The organism is Brenneria rubrifaciens (assembly GCF_005484945.1).
Lineage (GTDB): Bacteria > Pseudomonadota > Gammaproteobacteria > Enterobacterales > Enterobacteriaceae > Brenneria > Brenneria rubrifaciens.
The window spans coordinates 1412613-1430732 of record NZ_CP034035.1 but is presented as its reverse complement, the minus strand read 5'-3'; the positions used below and the strand labels follow the sequence as shown (position 1 = coordinate 1430732).

The 18120-nt window shown below is 52.2% G+C and carries 14 protein-coding genes and 2 pseudogenes; 6 read left to right on the top strand and 10 right to left on the bottom strand.

Annotated elements, in window-relative coordinates:
* Positions 1 to 10: 10 nt before the first annotated feature.
* The 5 genes from motB to dsrB form a co-directional block, all read right to left on the bottom strand.
* On the bottom strand, positions 11 to 1060 hold the full coding sequence (gene motB, locus EH207_RS06695; RefSeq protein ID WP_137713273.1) for a flagellar motor protein MotB: 1050 nt from the start codon (positions 1058 to 1060) through the stop codon (positions 11 to 13).
* Positions 1057 to 1944 (bottom strand): flagellar motor stator protein MotA, encoded by an 888-nt coding sequence (motA, locus tag EH207_RS06690; RefSeq protein WP_137713272.1) that lies wholly within the window; start codon positions 1942 to 1944, stop codon positions 1057 to 1059. The genes motB and motA overlap by 4 nt, the downstream gene beginning before the upstream one ends.
* A gap of 136 nt (positions 1945 to 2080) precedes the next feature.
* Positions 2081 to 2659 carry a flagellar transcriptional regulator FlhC gene (gene flhC / locus EH207_RS06685; protein WP_137713271.1) on the bottom strand — a complete coding sequence of 193 codons (579 nt, stop codon included), beginning with the start codon at positions 2657 to 2659 and terminating at the stop codon, positions 2081 to 2083.
* Between the two features lie 2 nt (positions 2660 to 2661).
* Positions 2662 to 3012, bottom strand: coding sequence for a flagellar transcriptional regulator FlhD (flhD, locus tag EH207_RS06680; protein WP_109053302.1), 351 nt, complete (start codon positions 3010 to 3012; stop codon positions 2662 to 2664).
* Positions 3013 to 4621: 1609 nt separating this feature from the next.
* On the bottom strand, positions 4622 to 4825 hold the full coding sequence (gene dsrB, locus EH207_RS06675) for a protein DsrB (protein WP_137713270.1): 204 nt from the start codon (positions 4823 to 4825) through the stop codon (positions 4622 to 4624).
* 487 nt (positions 4826 to 5312) lie between these two features.
* On the opposite strand from dsrB, the gene EH207_RS06670 reads away from it, so the two are divergent.
* The 6 genes and pseudogenes from EH207_RS06670 to EH207_RS06650 all read left to right on the top strand — a co-directional run bounded on the left by EH207_RS06670 (position 5313) and on the right by EH207_RS06650 (position 8872).
* Positions 5313 to 5531 carry a KTSC domain-containing protein gene (locus EH207_RS06670; RefSeq protein ID WP_137713269.1) on the top strand — a complete coding sequence of 73 codons (219 nt, stop codon included), beginning with the start codon at positions 5313 to 5315 and terminating at the stop codon, positions 5529 to 5531.
* Positions 5532 to 5685: 154 nt separating this feature from the next.
* Positions 5686 to 5940 (top strand): annotated as a pseudogene (locus EH207_RS06665) (IS1 family transposase); the annotation flags it as partial.
* Positions 5941 to 6089: 149 nt separating this feature from the next.
* Positions 6090 to 6194, top strand: a pseudogene (locus EH207_RS18345) (TetR/AcrR family transcriptional regulator); the annotation flags it as partial.
* Between the two features lie 120 nt (positions 6195 to 6314).
* Entirely contained in the window at positions 6315 to 6737 is a 423-nt protein-coding gene (locus EH207_RS06660; RefSeq protein ID WP_246048960.1) for a TetR family transcriptional regulator C-terminal domain-containing protein, read from the top strand.
* Positions 6738 to 6746: 9 nt separating this feature from the next.
* Entirely contained in the window at positions 6747 to 7424 is a 678-nt protein-coding gene (locus tag EH207_RS06655) for a type 1 glutamine amidotransferase domain-containing protein (protein ID WP_137713266.1), read from the top strand.
* Between the two features lie 29 nt (positions 7425 to 7453).
* Positions 7454 to 8872 (top strand): coniferyl aldehyde dehydrogenase, encoded by a 1419-nt coding sequence (locus EH207_RS06650; RefSeq protein ID WP_137713265.1) that lies wholly within the window; start codon positions 7454 to 7456, stop codon positions 8870 to 8872.
* 137 nt (positions 8873 to 9009) lie between these two features.
* Here EH207_RS06650 and EH207_RS06645 read toward each other — a convergent pair whose 3' ends face one another.
* The 5 genes from EH207_RS06645 to tssA all read right to left on the bottom strand — a co-directional run bounded on the left by EH207_RS06645 (position 9010) and on the right by tssA (position 18109).
* The gene (locus tag EH207_RS06645; RefSeq protein WP_137713264.1) at positions 9010 to 9984 is read right to left on the bottom strand and encodes a chemotaxis protein; all 975 of its coding nucleotides are present in this window, start codon (positions 9982 to 9984) and stop codon (positions 9010 to 9012) included.
* 322 nt (positions 9985 to 10306) lie between these two features.
* Positions 10307 to 11689, bottom strand: coding sequence for a tetratricopeptide repeat protein (locus EH207_RS06640; protein WP_137715286.1), 1383 nt, complete (start codon positions 11687 to 11689; stop codon positions 10307 to 10309).
* Positions 11690 to 11706: 17 nt separating this feature from the next.
* A complete protein-coding gene (locus EH207_RS06635; protein WP_137713263.1) occupies positions 11707 to 13137 on the bottom strand; it encodes a VasL domain-containing protein in 1431 nt (476 codons plus the stop codon).
* Positions 13138 to 13180: 43 nt separating this feature from the next.
* Entirely contained in the window at positions 13181 to 16675 is a 3495-nt protein-coding gene (gene tssM / locus EH207_RS06630) for a type VI secretion system membrane subunit TssM (RefSeq protein ID WP_137713262.1), read from the bottom strand.
* Positions 16676 to 16699: 24 nt separating this feature from the next.
* Positions 16700 to 18109, bottom strand: coding sequence for a type VI secretion system protein TssA (gene tssA, locus EH207_RS06625; RefSeq protein WP_137713261.1), 1410 nt, complete (start codon positions 18107 to 18109; stop codon positions 16700 to 16702).
* Between the last annotated feature and the right edge of the window lie 11 nt (positions 18110 to 18120).

Here is an 18120-nt window from a genome sequence, read left to right as displayed (position 1 = left end):
GAATCGTGGCTTATTGGGAAGGCGTCGCCTGACTGTCCGGCGCAGCAGGCAACGCAGTCGTCGGCTGTTGACGCTTTGGAGCAGGAACTCCGTTAACGGGTTGCGGCGGAGTTTCACCACTTCCACTGGTATTATTACTATTTTCGGCAGACGGCGTGGTAGGTTTAGGATTTTCCAACTCCATATTTTGTAAATTTTCCACTTTGTCTATATTTACCGCGTTACTTTCGGCATTTTCGACTTCAATATCCTTTTGCGCTTGCTTGTTAAGAACCAATAAACTAATACGCCGGTTAATTGCTTCATTACCGTCTCTGGCTTGTTTCAGCCCCATCGTCTCCGCCATACCGACAACCCTGAGCACTTTGCCCTCGGATAAACCTCCGATAAGTAACTCCCTGCGTGAAGCATTGGCGCGATCGGCAGACAGTTCCCAGTTGCTGTAACCTCGTTCACCCATGGCGTATTGGACATCATCCGTGTGGCCGGAAATACTTAGTTTATTCGGAATATCATTCAAGATTGGGGCGATTGCCCGCAGAATATCCCGCATATAAGGTTCGACCTGGGCACTCCCCGTCTTAAACATCGGACGATTTTGACTATCAATAATTTGGATACGCAAGCCTTCGTCAATCATTTCAATTAATAAGTGAGGACGCAGCGCGCGTAACCTTGGGTCAGCCTCAATAAGCTGGTCAAGTCTTTCCCGCAACTTATTCAAACGAATCTCATCCATCTTTTCGTCAACCGAATCCATTTTAATGGTCTTTTTCACCTCGCCGTCCAGTTGGGTCGGATCATCGCCGCCTCCTGGAATCGGGCTGGAACTCTCGCTCATTTTAGAGCCGGTTGACAGTGCAACTTTTAACGGCGTCCGAAAATATTCAGCAATCTGTACCAACTGGGACGGCGTAGAAATGGCAATCAGCCACATCACCAGAAAAAGCGCCATCATTGCAGTCATAAAATCGGCGTAGGCGATTTTCCAGGAGCCACCATGATGTCCACCGTGTCCTGACTTACGCTTTTTGCGAATAATGGGATGCTGATGTTTCATTCGTTACTGTCCGAAGCCTTCGCCGCCGGCGCTTTAACCTGACGGATATGCTCTTCCAGTTCGGTAAAGGAAGGCCGCTCCGTGGAATACAAGGTCTTACGGCCGAATTCGACAGCGATTTGCGGCGCGTAGCCGTTAAGACTGGAAAGCAATGTTACTTTCACGCATTGAAGTATTTTGATTTTTTCAGCGCTTTTCTGGCGCAGCAGCGCGGCCAGTGGCGACACAAAACCGTAGGCCAACAAAATCCCCAGAAAAGTTCCGACCATCGCGTGAGCGATCATCATCCCAAGTTCAGCAGCCGGGCGGTCAACATAAGCCAGTGAGTGAACAACCCCCATTACAGCGGCAACGATACCAAACGCAGGCAAGCCATCCCCCATCTGGTTCAGGGCACCTGCCGGCACCTCGCACTCATGCTCAAGCGTTTCTATCTCTTCATCCATCAGCGTTTCAATTTCAAACGCGTTCATGTTGCCGCTCACCATCAGGCGGAGATAATCGGTGATGAATTCGACAAGATTGCTGTCCGACAAAATTTTGGGATAACTCGAGAAGATTTCGCTCTCTTTGGGGTTATCAATATCAAACTCGAGCGAAAGCATGCCCTGCTGCCGCGATTTGGCCATCAGACGGAAAAGCAACGCCATCAAATCCATATATAATACTCTGTTATATTTGGATTTTTTAAACAGCGTCGGCAGCGCTTGCATCGTGGCTTTTATCGCTTTGCCATTGTTGCCAACGATAAAGGCCCCGACGGCCGCGCCGCCGATGATTAACAGTTCAGAAGGCTGATAAAGTGCCCCCAAAGCCCCACCGACAATGAGATAGCCACCGAGTACCGAGCCCACGATTACGATATAACCCAATATGACCAGCACAAGTATTCCTTACAATTAAAAAGGTGGGCGGAAAATGAGGTAAACGCGCAGCGTATGTAGCCAGAAATTACTTGAGGAGAAACCTATCACTGCCTTAAATAACAAACAGTGATAGATTCACAAATCGCTACCAGGCTCAGACTGCGTGTTTTACCTGTTCATCCAGCAGTTGAGGTATTATATCGGCAAGATTTTGCGAAAGTTTACGCCTTTTTACTGCTCTGGAGGGTGGTTGGCACAGGCTACAAACAAAACTGTTTTTAGGCTGATGCGCGTGGGTGATAAACATACCATTACAGCAGTTACATCCTGAAAGCTGCAACATACCACTGTCAACAAATCGAACCAGTGTCCATGCTCGCGTTAAAGCCAGTAACGGTGAATCGTTTTGCGGCGAACATTGCTCCAAATAAAGGCGATAGGATTTTATTACTGCTTCGACACCGCTGCACTGCCCATTCTTTAGCAAAAAACTGTAGGCATTATAAAACATTGATGAATGAATATTCTGTTCCCAGGTCATAAACCAATCGGTTGAAAAAGGTAACATTCCCTTTGGAGGAGGACTTCCTCTAAGTTCTTTATAAAGTTTAATTAAGCGTCCACGGCTTAACTGCGTTTCACTTTCCAACATCTGCAAACGAGCCCCGAGCGAAATGAGCTCCATCGCCAACTGGATGTCTTTCGCTTCTTGAACAATACTTTTCTCCGCCATTACTATGCCCTTTTCTTAGGCAGGTTTTCTTCTTTCGAAGTTAACTGTTGTAATAAGTGACTCGACAACAAAATTCCCGTGTGAATCTGTTGCAGATCGTCCACACGTGACTCTTGAGTCAAGAGTTTGATTGTATTGTGATCATTGAAGCGGAAATGGCATATCAGTTGATTAGTTTCTGCTAATTTCACCATTTGCGGCAAAGTCAGTTGCATCAGCATATCAGCCATTGCTTCGTCAATGCCCAAACGAAACATCGCAGACGCTTTTTCGTCATTAATTAAGCGTTGTGCAAGTAACAAATAAGACAGATTAATGTCATAAATGTGTTTGAGTAATTCAGAGGTACCCATATTTCCCACCCCGATAGGCTATGTTTAAAACATAAGTTAGGTGATAGACCTTATCGCCCAGTACAAAAATCACTCTCCATTGATGGCATAAAAAACTATCAGTGCCAGTGCCGATTATTACATTCACATTACTTAATTAGGACAGTAACATCGCTTACTGCTGCCAGCTTTATACATTTTCCTGAGAATCCATTCTTCCTTACTTCTTGGAATCCATAACGGAAATCACTCCCATCCAAAGTATAGGATTAATCCTAAAACAGAGCAACTGTACCGCCTAATCCGTAGCACATACAACGCGAGCGAGTAGTGATTTTGATGATTATGTGATGTAGATCACATTTTTGAAAGCGTTGTGTGCGATTTTTCATCTGGTAAGAGCTCTCAAATGCACTTTTTTTATTCAAAAAACGGCATTAAATATTACATAACATGTCACAAATAATATGATAGAGAAAAAAAATTACAGCTATATGAATGATAGTTAAGAGGATTTATAAGCATCACAGCATTCCATATGACCTTTAAGGTTTACATTTCTTACTTATAATTTATGTTTTTAACCAAATGATTTCTTTCAATAAGTGTTGAAATGATTTTCAGCAATCTTTTATCAGACTGAGAATTCAGCGGTTTGCTCACAAATCATGCTAAGCGGAACACCTGAGATGAGTTCTTTACTGAAGGTGACGAAATTCCAAACCTCGCCCGGTATACTCACGATCTGATTAGCTTAAGCGACAGCGCTGCAAAACAACGCGGTAGGGAAGAATGAAGTCCAAATCTCACCCAGAGAACCTGGCTACATCGAGTTTGGCAGGAATGAACTTAATTTCCGTTCTGACACATAGATGAGAGCGGTGATGTTTGAGAATGAAAGTAATAATCTTTATTGTTATTAATAATGAACATTAATCAGAACTTTATATTACAATTAATTTACGGCTTTCTTGATAATTTAACTGACTGATTAAATCCCGCTGCAAACCAATATGAACAATGTCGCTACTAAAATGTCCTTATTCGCAATTAACATTGAAATAATACACAGGATGAAAACACTCAGAAATCAAATGCTGCGATCATACCTGATGGATAATATTCGGGTATCCAAATTTTAATAAAAGCAGAGGGCGACATTATTCCATCAGTGAGCAATTATTAGTCTATGATTCTTGGTTTTGACATTCGTTCTTCATATATCGTCGAGGCGGAAAAATACAGTAAAGACAACATAGCCTTATCTCCGCATTGTTAATCGCATTATTTATTAAAAATTCATTAAATAACAACTAATTATATCAAAGCAACGCTAAAAAAAAGCGGCAAAAATAAACCGGATACTCAGCAAAAACCTATCTTTATAAGACAACGCTGTGCGCAATAGGTAACAATTCATAGCCACATTTGATTACAGGGTAAGCGCTTTCCAAAAGCAAACAACCTAATGTCGTGACAAAAATGACTTTTTTTAAACCTCTACGGTGCAATTTTCTCAAAATTCTCTCTAGCTGAAAATAAACTAAGCATAATATAGGATCATAAAATATGATCGGGATCACATTGAATGGTATTAAGCTTTACCAGAATAGGTCGGTTATATTTTACATTAAAGATTTTGAACAGAATTTATCGGCTCTACAAACGTCCCGTCTTTACTCTCAACCTCATTAAAAAACCAAATACCCGCGGGGTAATCCTTAAGCGATACGAGATACATCGTCCCTTCCTGAAACGCTTCAATCTCCAGAACCACGCCTTCCCGCCTCACTTCCCCATCTGTTTTTACTGTCACTAAATCATTAATTTTCATTATCTTTATCTCAATAAAAGTACATCAAAAGTTCATAGTGGTATTAGTCGAAACGCCAAAAGCTGCGGCTTACGCTCTAATTGAGCGGCTCAGAGAAAAAATTCAGGATCACCGCATCTACCCCAAAATGGCGAAACAGTAGCAACCACCATCAACGCAGGCTCGCCCTCTACAGCGGACATCTTAATTATGAGTGCCTGATTATATCTGCTGACGACGCATTTTATAAGGTTTAGCCAATGGTCGATACGAATTGAATATGCACCAGAATGATGACCTGTTGAGCAACTAAAACCCCTGCTAATCGGCCCGCTTATGCGGCCTTGTTCAAATTTTTATCAGACTCACCCTGCTAGTATCAATTTTGCTAAGCCACAAGCCCAAGCTATGGTACACCTTCGACTGATAAGCATGAACATCAACAACACAGCGTGCTTGAAATCCTTTATAGTCCTATTCGGCATTCAACTCAAATGAGGGATAAGCATTGCAGCGGCAACCCGTATCATCATCAAGGATTCGTTCGATTGGCTATGACCCAGAGAATCGTATTCTTGAAATTGAATTTCAAAATAAAGAGATCTATCAATATGTTGATGTTTCTGAGCGCACCTATAGGAAATTTATTTCTGATGCAGTGGTGTCAAAAGGCCGTTTCTTCGATGGGGTGATAAAAAACAAATTTTTATGTCGCAGGATCAACTAATCGTCTGTAGACATCAGATCGGTTCACTAATCAAACTCCCCATTCAAATCACATTATGCCAATAAACTTGGGTGATTTTCAGTATGCCACCAATGGATAGTAAGGTATTACCTCCATCTGAATCATTTTTGATTAAAAGTTGAACAACTTATCCAGACTGAGACAGACCTGCCGGAAGCGTCTCGATTTGTTAAAACCTTTTCATATCGGTTTTTTCACCACCGATGACTGGGGCTGCTACACACGAGAAATAGCGTCAGAAAAACACCTGACAGGTAAGATATTTACACAGCGAATTGAGCGGCATAACCTTAATTTACGCATTCACATCAAACGTCTGGCAAGGAAAACCATCTGCTTTTCCCGCTCATTTGAAATAGATGACAGCGTCATCGCCGCTTACATTGAAAACCCCCCTTACAACGCATTTGAGTCACAACCAAATAACGAAACCTATCATTTTCCGGCCACACATCCGCTTCAGGCGGGGCGGAAAAGAGTGAGCGCGTTGTGATCTAATAAATAGACGACCGGTCTATTTTTTTCTATACTTTCAACATGACCAGAACAAATAAAGCGACACTCACTCGCCAGCATATCCTCGACACCGGACGCAAACTCGTACTGCACAGGGGTTTTGTCGGGGTAGGCCTCAAGACGATCCTTGACGCCTGCAACGTTCCCAAAGGCTCGTTCTATCACTACTTCCCTTCTAAGGAAGCCTTTGGCTGCGCGCTACTGGAGGAGTATGTCCGCGACTATGAACAGCGTCTGGACGTGCTGTTGGCACCCGATTCGCGCAGTGGCCGCGAACGCCTGATGCGCTATTGGATGGCGTGGATTGATGACCCGTTGCTGGGCGGCTGGGCCGAACACTGTCTGGTGGTCAAGCTGGCCGCCGAGGTAGCGGATCTGTCCGAGGACATGCGCTTCATCCTGTGCGAGGGGGTAACGCGGCTGATCGCCCGCATCGCGGCAACGGTGGAGGACGGGCAGCGCGACGGCTCGTTGCTGCCTGCGCTGGCGCCGGAGACGACCACGCAGACCCTGTACCAGCTCTGGCTGGGGGCGGCGCTGCTATCCAAACTCGGCCAGAACAAAGCCCCCTTGCATCAGGCACTGGTCGCAACTGAATTACTATTGCCTCATCCAGAGGCAGTGCAGGCGGCTGAGCCAACGGCCAGCACGTCTTTACCCAATATCTGAGGAATTGATATGAACGTCTTAATCGTCCTGACTTCTCATGACCGTCTCGGTAACACGGGAAAGAAAACCGGCTTCTGGCTGGAGGAATTCACCGCGCCTTACTATGTGTTCAAAGACGCGGGTGCCAACATCACGTTGGTCTCGCCGCTGGGCGGCCAGCCGCCACTGGAGCCAAAGAGTAACGAAGCCGATGCGCAGACCGCATCGACCGAGCGTTTCCGTAACGACCCGCAAGCACAGACAGCGCTGGCCAATACCGGCAAGCTGGCTGACGTGAACGCCGATGATTTCGACACGGTATTTTATCCGGGCGGTCACGGCCCACTCTGGGATCTCGCGGAAAACGCCGACTCCATTGCATTGATAGAAACGGTTGCACGTGCGGGAAAACCTCTTGGTTTGGTCTGTCATGCGCCAGGCGTACTGCGTCACGTCCGTGCAGCCGACGGTCAGCCGCTGATCAAAGGTCGTAAGGTTACCGGTTTTTCCAATAGCGAAGAAGCCGCGGCGCAATTGACCGATGTCGTCCCGTTTCTAATCGAAGACGAATTCCGGCAACTCGGCGGTCTGTATGAAAAAGGCGCCGACTGGCAACCTTACGTTGTCACAGACGGTCACCTGATTACCGGCCAGAACCCTGCCAGTTCCGAAGCGGCGGCCGAGGCACTTCTCAAGCAACTGGCTTAAGCGGCAAACTTATTTACTTGGAGTTACCTATGAATTCCCCAATTACCGCCGCCTCCCTGACAGAGACAGTGGCTACCATGAAATTGGCTCACGTGCAGGACGGGCCGGCCTGCGCTGAGCTGCGCCACGATCGGCTGGAGCGCGCCGTACAGTTGCTGACGCAGCACCATCATGAGCTGGAAGCCGCGATCACTGCCGACTACGGCCATCGCAGCGCCTATCAGACTCTGATGGCCGATATACTGGCGCCAATCCGCTCGCTTCGCAATGCGCAGGCGCATCTGACCCAGTGGATGATGCCGGATGAACAACCTGCGCCGGGACCCGGTATGCAGGCGCGGGTGACGTATCAGCCGCTGGGCGTCGTCGGTATCATCAGTCCGTGGAACTTCCCGCTTAATCTGGCTTTTTGTCCATTGGCCGGCGTATTCGCCGCGGGTAATCGCGCGTTGATCAAGCCTTCGGAACTGACCCCGCGCACGGCTGAATTGCTGGCCGATTTGATCGGCCGTTACTTCGATCCGCTGGAACTGACTACCGTGCTCGGCGATGCTGACGTCGGTGCCGCATTCAGCGCGCAAGCCTTCGACCACCTGGTATTTACCGGCAGCACCAGCATCGGCCGGCACGTGATGCGCGCGGCGGCCGAGAATCTGGTGCCGGTCACGTTGGAACTGGGCGGTAAATCGCCGGTGCTGGTGGATACCGATGCCGATATACCGATGGCCGTTGAGCGTATATTGACCGTCAAAACCTTCAACGCCGGGCAGATTTGTATGTCTCCAGACTACGTACTGCTGCCGGAGCAGGCCCGCGACGCTTTTGTGGCGCACGCACGCCGCTTTATGGCCCGAACGTTCCCGACGCTACAGGACAACCCGGATTACACCGCTATTATTAGCGAACGTCATTTCCAACGATTGCAGAGATTACTGGAGGATGCTCGCGCCAAAGGCGCCACGCTGGTAGGGCTGGAGCCGGAAGGCGAAGCCAACGCCGAGCGCGTAGCCCGCAAGCTGGCGCCGACGCTGGTGCTGGATGTTACCGATCAAATGCAAGTGATGCAGGAGGAGATCTTCGGGCCGGTCCTGCCTCTCAAAACGTACCGGAATACCGCTGAAGCGCTGGACTACATCAACGCGCATCCGCGGCCGTTGTCCGCCTACTACTTCGGCCAGGATACGGCCCGGCAGCAGTGGTTCAGCGAGCGCACCACGTCCGGCGCGCTGGTCGTCAACGATGTCATGACCCACGCTACGATTGAATCCGTACCGTTCGGCGGCGTTGGGGCATCCGGTATCGGCGCCTATCACGGCATCTATGGTTTCCGCCGTTTCAGTCATGCCAAAGCGGTGGTGGTGCAGAGTCTCGGCGGCGAGTCCAATTTACCCATGCGAGCGCCTTATGCTGACAACCTGACCCAGGTAACAGCCTTGTTAACTGATTGAATCTGACGTCGCGCCGCCATTCCCAACGGATTGGCGGCTTTGTTTTAATATCCATCAAATGACCGGATAAAAATGGTGACGTCGCACCAAGTCAATCAACCCCATTCAATTCGCATGCTTACGGCAATGACGTGAGGTTAGCGAGGCGATTTATCCAGCACGCCGTGAATGGCGGTGGCCAATTCGTTAATTTCGAATTTTGCCACATACGCATCCGCGCCCACATTGCGAACATGATCTTCGTTTGCACTGCCGGACAGCGAAGAGTGGATAATCACGGGAATATTTTTTAGAAAATCATCGCGTTTGATGTTCCGCGTCAGCGTAAAGCCATCCATCTCCGGCATTTCCAAATCGGTTAATACAAACCCAATCTTGTCCGAAATCGGTTTGCCTTCTGACTGTGCCGCTTGCGCCATCGCCTTGATTTTATTCCAGGCTTCCTGTCCGGTGATATGCATGCTGTAAGGAATAGACATCATATTCAGACCCTGTTCAAGCAGCGAACGGGCGACTTTGGAATCTTCCGCTACAATGGCGACCGCCCCCGGCTTCATCAAATATTTGTTTTCTTCCACATTCTCGATTCGGATATCACGATCGACCGGTATGATGTCATGCAGAATTTGTTCTACATCCAGCACCAGCGCCAGACGGTTACTTGCATTATCGTTGTCAAGGCGAGCAATACTTGTGATATAGCTGCTGCTCGCACCAGACTCTGCGGCAAGGACCTGACTCCAGTCAAGACGGACGATATCGTCCACGGTTTCCACGGCAAAGGCCTGAGTACTGCGCGCATATTCCGTCACAAGAAGAATGTTGAGTCCGGTAGCGGGCACACAGCCTGCCACCGCAGGGAGGTCAATAACGGGGATGATTTGCCCGCGAATGTTCACCATGCCAAGCATGGGTGACTTCATACCTGCCGCCTTGGTCAATGAAGGCATAGGAACGATTTCGCGAAGCTTAAACACATTGATTCCGAAGAACTCAGATTGTTCATCATTTGATGCGGAAGGCGCTGCCCCCAATCGGAACAATAAGAGTTCAAACTTGTTAGCTGAGGTGAGGTTGGTTCTTTCCTCAATCTCTTTTTGAAAATTATCCATGCTTTCCTCAATGCGAATAAAATAATGATTGATATGCGATAACAAGGCGACATGCGTGATGCGGTCAGATAAGGGCCATCACTGGCCCTCTCACTTTGCGCGTTCAATTGCTCCCTTCAAATTGATCACTGTGTATTTCAACGTTGTTCACTGCTTGTTATCGGCAGCTTGTGAAGATTTCATGACATTATTTGACTTTGATTTTTATCAAAGCATAGATAATTGTGTAGGACGCGCCACTGGCGTTACAGGCAAGATCCGCAACCCGCATCACTCCACAGGAAAATGATGTCAGGTTTTGGGGAGTTTTATCGAAACGTGATCATTCAGGTTTAAACGCGCCTAAAATAGCGGCGTCAGGATGATCCTGCTTTACCGATGACCAGTACATGGCTAACCGCTGTCCGGCTTTAACCTCATCAGGCTGCATGATCGCCTCAAGATCGTTACGGGCGTGGATTGCCTCCGGCATACCTTCGGTGGCCGCCATCGAATACCATGCGTAAGCATGAATACGATTGCGGGACGTCCCAAGACCATCCTGACGCATGATACCCATACGGTACTGCGCCATCCGGTTGCCGTCGTGAGCAGCCAATTGATACTGTCTGACCGCTTCCGCATAATCGGCTTTGCCCCCCTGTCCCCACCTCAGCATTTCACCATATACCAGCCGGGATTGGGTGTCCCCGGCGGACGCCGCCTGCGCAAACGCCTTACGCGCACGGGCTAACTCATTGCGCTGGAACAGCCATTCGCCCCATTCACGCTGGGCGCGAATATACCCGGCAGCCGATGCTCGCATCAAATGGTATTCCCGTTTTTCATGGTCTGTTTGCGCCAGACTGAGCAAATAGTCCGCCTCCCCCGATCCGCTCGCGGCGGCGCGATCCAGCCAGTAATTCGCCTTTTGCTCATCCCTCGGCAACCCGTTTCCTTCGCGGTATGCCTTGCTTATCCACAGTTGCGCTTCGGCATCGCCCGTCGAAGCCGCTTTCCGATACCACGCCAGCGCATTCTTGCCGCCTTCGTGACGGGCCATCCACAGTTGAGCCTTTGCGTGTCCTAATTCCGCCGCGCGAAAATACCCGCGTTCAGCCAGATCGCGGCGAATGACAACGCCTTTCCCCTGTTCATAACGCTGCGCCAGTTGGTATTGCGCGTCCCGGTTACCCCGTTCCGCCGCCCTCTTCAACCACGTTACCGCATCCGCTTCACCACCAGAATTTGCATGCCACTGGGCCATCACCAGTTGCGCAGGGGCATAGTCATTCCATGCCGCCGTTTCAAAAGCATCAAGACATTCCGCAACCAGCTTGCCCTGATTCCACGCCTGACAATCCATTCCCAGCCGGTAACCCGCCTCGCCATTGCCCAACCCTGACGATCTGGCCCACCACTGCCGGGCCTGCGGACTGTTCTTGGGTTCCCCCAAACCGGCATGATACCACTCCCCTACCTGCAACGCCGCCGCCGCACGGGTTTCCCGATTGCCGGACTGTCCGGCCGACTTCTGCATCCATTGCATGGCCTCGGAATACTGTGAACGCGCCGCCAATTTTTTAGCCAATTGATATTGCGCCTCGCCATTGCCCCGGTTAGCCGAGTTTAGCAACGCCGATTCAGACATTGAGGAAACCGGGGCCTGACATGACGCCAACCAACCAACCGACAGCGCTATCGCTAATTTTCCGTATTGCATCATCTTATTGCCGCCAGTCATTATTTATCGCCGCCGTCGCCCTGTTGCAACCGATACAGTCGAATCGTGAACGAACGCAGTTCATCTTCCATACCGCGCAATTCTGCCGAGGCTGGCGGTTGGCCGCCGCGCTTACTTTCCTCCAGCTCACGCAAACGACGACTGAACGGCACATCCGATATCAGATCTTTCTGCATGTCATAAAGTTTTGACTTCAGGTATGAAATGGTGACGGTACGGCGCTGGCGCTCAATCTCCAGCAGTTGTTGCAGCGTGTCATTGACTGTGGTGCGAACCTGCTCATAGCCGTCCGTGTCAGGCAGGTCACCCTGCTGGCGGTCGAGAGAAAGTTGCCACTGACGATCCATCGCTTTCACCGCCAGCGAGTCCGGGTACAATTGACGCATGACGCCTTTTAACCCCTCTCCATACTGATACAGGTAGAATGGCGGCGCGGTGCTGATCTGCGCTAACCGGGCCTGATAGCGATTAAATAATTCGCCTTCCATGCTTTGTAATGTCTGCTCGCCCAACGCGATACGCGCCCGACGAATATCGTTGTGATTCGGGGCGGTCGGCAACACATGGACAGGCTGTTGCAGTAGCGCCAGCGCCGCCAATTTCTGCTGCTGCCAATATTGCCAGCCCGCGATGGCCGCCACGGGTAGCGCACAGCTCAGTAATCCGGCGGCAAACCAGAACCAGGCGGGTTTCTGTTTACGATGCGCTTCGATCTTCAGTACCGTGGGTTTCAACTGTGGTTTCTCCCGTCCGACCAGAATACTGCCCGCAGGCTGACCTGCCACCGATGCGCCCGCCCCTGTCGCCGCCGCGCCGGGTTCCCTGTCCGACTTAAAGAACACCATTGGCGGGATTTGCATGTCCTGCTTTTGCAACGTCTGATCGTCCGACACAATCACAATCTCGGTTTCATCAAACAGATGGGTATAGCCCTCAATGAAATGCAGCAGATTCTCCACTCGCGGAATACGGCTCAGCCCCGAGTTGTGCAGCTTTTCACTCATCAATTGCAGCGCCCGTTCGCAACGATATACCAGCCGTTTATCTTCATGGCTGATGGCATACTGGCGAATGACTTCACTGACGCGGGCGATAAACCAGTCCAGTATTTCTGTGCGCGCGCGCTCCTGATGAACCGGCGGCCAGAAGTTATCCCATTGGGTGACGATCAGATTAGCCAGAAATTCACAGCTTTCGGTAAAGCCATCCAACCCCGCCAGACGAGAACGGGCCAGGGTAAAATAGATCGCGGTCTGTAAATCCACCCCTTGCTTTTCAAAGATGCTGGTGGCCATATCGTGTACCCGTCGCCAGTCCACTTCAGGCCGGGAAGCGTGACTCAACTTATTAATCTCCGCCCGTAACGCTTCATACTCCGGCAACATCCGTGGGTCCCGCCCCACTTTCAAGGCTTGTTGTGCATCTTGCATATCACTTCATCCATCAATGAGGGCAACCAAGTTCCCCTCAGCGTTAATAGAGAGATTCAGGCAGCCTGAACTGGCTGAACAGACCACCGGCAAACGGGTTATGGCTGGCATCGGTATAGACGCGATACGTCATCGCCCCCTGCTCCAGCGAGAAACGCACATCGAAGGTGTTGTCGTTGACCTGAGTCAGTTGGTCACTATTGAGCAGACGGAACATGGCCCACGGCCCGGTAAAACTCAGGCTACGCGGCGAACGTTCCCGGTCATCCGGCACCAGCGTCAGCTTGCTTTCAGCGCCGTCACGCATACTGTTCGGCCACACCAGCGGGGTCTTCTGGCGACGGCCGTGGCTGTATTCCAGCAACTGCCCGTCCAGATTCAACACGCTGCGGCGTTTATTGGCCGTCAGTTCCAGTGGTTCCACCACAAAATGCACCTCCAGACTGCCCTGCGCATTGAACAGGGTTTGGCGGATGCGATCGGCGCGTTCCAACTGTTTCACCCATTCCGCCTGTAACGGCGACGCGTTTTCCCCTTCCAGCATGCCGCCGTCGATCATTGATTTGAGGTTGGTCTGATAGAAGCTATCCAGCGTACCGCCGGTCATAAAGAAGCTCTCCATTTCCGACAGCGGCACATCCTTGTCAGACGAGGAATTGAACGGATAGCGATCCGCCAGCTTTTCGTTGAATGGCGTCACGACTTTGTCCAGCCACTCCTGATTCAGCGACGACATCGCCAGGCCGGTCACCAGACTGGCGCTTTCTCCCGCCAACTGACCGACCCAACGATCCAACGGCGCGGGAAGACCACGGGCGTACTGCTGCAACGCAAACACCGGATCGGCGAATTTATTGCCCTGCCTGGCCTGTACCGCTTTCAACGCCGCCTGACCGGGATCGGTCGCGTTCACGATCTGGTCAAGGTAATGGTAGAGATCGGTCAGTTTCTGGTTGACCTCCTGTACCAGCGGTCCTTGCTCGCCCCGGCCGCTCAGCGCCGCGTTAATCGTCATGAACGGGCGACCAATGCGGGTATTGATCCCCTGCGCCGTATCGTTATTGTCCTCCGCCAGTTTGCGGAGACGTGTGTTGTCGTTCACCATGGTCAGCACACGCTGGAACGGTTGATCGTTGCCGGTAATGTCGGTCAACATATTCAGTGCCTGTTCCGGGCTGTCGAGCGTCTGTACATCAAGGTCGGCCAGCACCTTCTGCCACTGGTTGATGTAATCGGTGATGTAACGGTCATTCACCTGGCGCAAAATCTCCCGGCGATCCGCCTCGCTGAACTGTGCGCGTTCTCGCTGACCCAGCACCCAGGCATCCAGCGCCGTCAGTTCCAGCAACGCCTTATCCTGTTTGAGATAATAATTGCTGAAACCGGGATAGGTCAGCAGGCGCGGCACATACCCCGCCTTGTCGCTGCGCGGGGAAAACACCGGATCAAAGGTCGGCCCGACTTCATCACGGATCGCTAAATCCGGCGGCAGTGCCTGCGCCGCCTTCATCACCAGACTCTGGTACACCCGCTGATACAAAGGCAGTTTGCTCAGTTCCCGCTGAGCGCGGGCAATCGGGTCGCTGAACGGGGCGAACGTTTCGATAGCCACCGCGTCTCTCCGCTCACGGGCCTGATGCCAATCGGTGCGATCCAGCGCATAATCCAGATGCCGCATCAGTTGCTCCTGCACCCTGCCTTGCCCCGGAAACGCCCGTTGCCAGCGCTGCGCCATAAACTGCTCCACCAGCGCCTTGTTACGGCCGGACGCATCATCCAGCATCCGCATCACCCGCAGAATGGTCAGCTTTTGCTCACTGTTGGCCGGCGCCTGATTCAGATCCTCCAGCAATCCTTGCATCACCGCGGGCAAGAAACGCTGATTAAGCATTTGCAGGTAGGAACCTTCCACATAAGGCCCGATCTCGTCGCCCTGATAAAGACCGAGATCGGCCAGCAGCGGCGTACGCTCATGATAATTACCGAATGATAAGGTGGCATCGCGAATCAGGTTGAGACGCGGCAATTGCTGATAGCCAAAACCCGGCTGCCCTTCCAGTTCATTGGTGCCAATAAACGCTTGTGCCTTGGTCAGCACATTGCGTCCGGCCTCTTCATTGACGCGGTAAAAATAGTGCCATCCGCCAATCAGCATCAAACTGGCCGCCATCATGCAACCCAAGCCGATACCGAGCCGACGTCGGCGATAAAGACGGTGCAACCGGTTTTCACCGGCCAGACCCGCTTCCGGGAAAATGACGTTTGAAAACAGACGTTGCACAAAAAAGGTATTGGATTCGCCGCGCAGAGCGGAATTGACCGGCTCCGGTAATTGATAACGCCGGGAAGCTGACTGGGCGAACGCATCAAAGGGAACGCCCTGCTGATACACGGAGCTGGCGTAAACGCCGCGTACTATAAATTGCGCTTCACCGTTCGCCAACGTTTCCGTCAGCACGTCCACCACGTAATCTTTCAGCCCGGCCAACTGGCGTACAAAGGCGAACACGCTATTACGCACGCTGCGGTCGGACTGGGACAACAACATTTCCGGCAGATTGTCGTTCAAATGTGTCACCCACTCATCCCAGAAAAGCGTCAGCTCCTCCAGCCAATCTTTGCCATGACTGGCCTCTAGCGTAAACGTCACCCCCAGTACGGCCTGGCGCGCCTCCCGGTTCAACTGGCGATACACCCTGTCGAATCCGCTCAGCATATCCAGACGGGTCAGCGTGACGTAGAGCGGCAGGCGGGTATTGATGATCGCTGCTACTTCCTGCAAGCGAGCCTTCATCACCTGGGCATAGGCTTTACGCTCCGCTACGCCCGCCTGGGCCAGCCACGCAATATCAAGCGTCAGCACCACGCCGTTGAGCGGCTGACGGTGGCGATTCAGGTTCAGCCACTGCAATAGATGTTGCCATAACCGGGCATAGCGACGTTCGGCAGGATCGTCATCCGATTTTGGCTGGGCAAACAGTTGACCGCTTGGGTCCCAGATCACCGCCGATTCTCCAACCCAACTGCTAACCTGCTGATCGTCCGCGTATTCACGCAGTTCCGCATCCAGCTTCGGATTCAGTTTATTCGCAGGATTGGCCCGGTTGATCAGGCTGCTTTTTCCGCTGCCCGCCAACCCGATCGTCAGATACCACGGCATGGCGTAGAGCGCCCTTTTGCCGAACTGGGCTTGAAATGCCGCCAGCCAGCGATCGAGAAAGGTCTGCTGGCTATCGACATAAACCTGTAGCGGGTCCTGTTTGATCGTCTGCTGTTTACGATGCGCCAAATCCCATTGCCGAACGCGGCGCCAAACTCGCCAGGCGCTATAGCAAAAGGCCAGCCACAGCCAGATCAGGGTAAATACCACCCGCGCCCAAACGCTTTGCAATGGACGCATCTCGCCCAGCGTCAACCGCGGCCCCAGCCACCACGCCAGCCCCAATGCGACGACCCACAATATCGCGCCCAGCAGCAGCCAGGAAGGTTTCAGTTTCGGCAGTTGCTGCCGCAGAAAGGTAACGATTGTTTTAAACATAAGTGACCATTCGCTCCGAATGTCTTATTTTTTGTGGGAAGCGGCCAGCCGTTCCAAACGGCTGACCATTCCCGGCTCCCACTGCATCAGGCCCAGTTGCTGGCTCTCCTGCCACAAGTGTTGATAGTGTTGTGCCGCCAGCGCTTTCATGCCTTCCTCAGCCAGCAAATCCGCCAGCACCAGTTCGGCATAAAAACGATCGCGGGGCGTCTTCAGACGGCGCATTCGTTCATCCAGCAACGACAGCGCCGCCGCCATGCCTTGTTCCGTCCGGCAGGCGGCGGCTTCCGTGGCGAGATCGTCCTGCCGTTCACTGCCCCCCCGCCCCGGCGCTGAATGCAACCACTGGCTGCACTCCTCCGTCAGAAATGGCGCGCCATCGCTGAAAGTCAGTTCACGTAACGCCGGCAGACGGTTAAGAAAAACCGTCAGTTCTTCAGCGATGGCGCTGGCGACCGCGGCATGCCCCAGACGGGTTGCGACGGACGCCGACAGCCTGTGGCCGTCAAACCAGTAAGGGGCCAGTGTCAGACTCTGTTCAATACGCGCCCATAGCGCCAAATCCGCCTGCTCGATCGCGCCGTGATATTCATTCACCCGATCGGGCGAAACCGGCGCCAGTTGGGTTTTATTACCGCGCGAAGCCATAGGCGGAGCGACGATCCCCGACCAGATGGCATGGCGGCGTAACCGATAGCCTACCGGGTCATCCGGCTGACGCTCGATCAGCACCGCCGCCACATTCAACTGGGTCTGGCGCCAGCCACGCTCGTCGGCGGTATTCACCGCTATCGCGCTGGCTGGTGACGATATCGCCTCGTCGTCGGCGCCCGATGCTACTGTCGCCTCGCTCTGACTGACGGACAGGACGCTGACAGCCGGATTAGCCTGCGCCTGATGGCGCTCCCTGGCGCGACTGATTCCGCGCAACAGTTCGTCCGTCAGATCGGCCTTGTCTTCCGCCAGAACACACCAGCGGTTCGCCAGCGACGCCGCCAGTTGCTGTAGCTGGCTCAGCTCCGCAGCGGAAGCGCGCTCCGCCATACGCGGCATCGCACTCTCGAAACGCCGGATAATTTGGATCATCAGTCTCTGCTTCTGCATTTGGCTGGAGGGCCATGCCTGCGTCCAGTAGGCCGCCAGCCAGCTATCCAGCAACATCAGCGCGGTGGCAAAGGGCGTGGCTTTGGCCGGATGCTGCAAACAACGCAACAGTTGAACCAGCACCCGCATATCTTTGGTGCGGCTTTCCAGCAATGTCAGGCAGTGACCGGCCACCGCATTAAGATCCACCTGGCTGTGCGCCAATGACCCCAGCTTCACCAGTTCGGTTTCTATCATCTCCCACAGCGGATCGTCTGCCGCCACCGCCGCACGCAGCATCTCGTCAGGCAGCGGCGTCAGCAGGCGTTTACACCAGGGGTGCGCAGGCATATTCATTCCCC

Excerpts from the sequence above, each read along its gene's own strand:
- EH207_RS06640 (WP_137715286.1), bottom strand. The coding sequence starts at position 11,689 with ATGATGCAATACGGAAAATTAGCGATAGCGCTGTCGGTTGGTTGGTTG.
- tssM (WP_137713262.1), bottom strand. The coding sequence starts at position 16,675 with ATGTTTAAAACAATCGTTACCTTTCTGCGGCAGCAACTGCCGAAACTG.
- flhD (WP_109053302.1), bottom strand. The coding sequence starts at position 3,012 with ATGGGTACCTCTGAATTACTCAAACACATTTATGACATTAATCTGTCT.
- EH207_RS06650 (WP_137713265.1), top strand. The coding sequence starts at position 7,454 with ATGAATTCCCCAATTACCGCCGCCTCCCTGACAGAGACAGTGGCTACC.
- EH207_RS06635 (WP_137713263.1), bottom strand. The coding sequence starts at position 13,137 with ATGCAAGATGCACAACAAGCCTTGAAAGTGGGGCGGGACCCACGGATG.
- EH207_RS06655 (WP_137713266.1), top strand. The coding sequence starts at position 6,747 with ATGAACGTCTTAATCGTCCTGACTTCTCATGACCGTCTCGGTAACACG.
- flhC (WP_137713271.1), bottom strand. The coding sequence starts at position 2,659 with ATGGCGGAGAAAAGTATTGTTCAAGAAGCGAAAGACATCCAGTTGGCG.
- EH207_RS06645 (WP_137713264.1), bottom strand. The coding sequence starts at position 9,984 with ATGGATAATTTTCAAAAAGAGATTGAGGAAAGAACCAACCTCACCTCA.
- motB (WP_137713273.1), bottom strand. The coding sequence starts at position 1,060 with ATGAAACATCAGCATCCCATTATTCGCAAAAAGCGTAAGTCAGGACAC.
- dsrB (WP_137713270.1), bottom strand. The coding sequence starts at position 4,825 with ATGAAAATTAATGATTTAGTGACAGTAAAAACAGATGGGGAAGTGAGG.
- tssA (WP_137713261.1), bottom strand. The coding sequence starts at position 18,109 with ATGCCTGCGCACCCCTGGTGTAAACGCCTGCTGACGCCGCTGCCTGAC.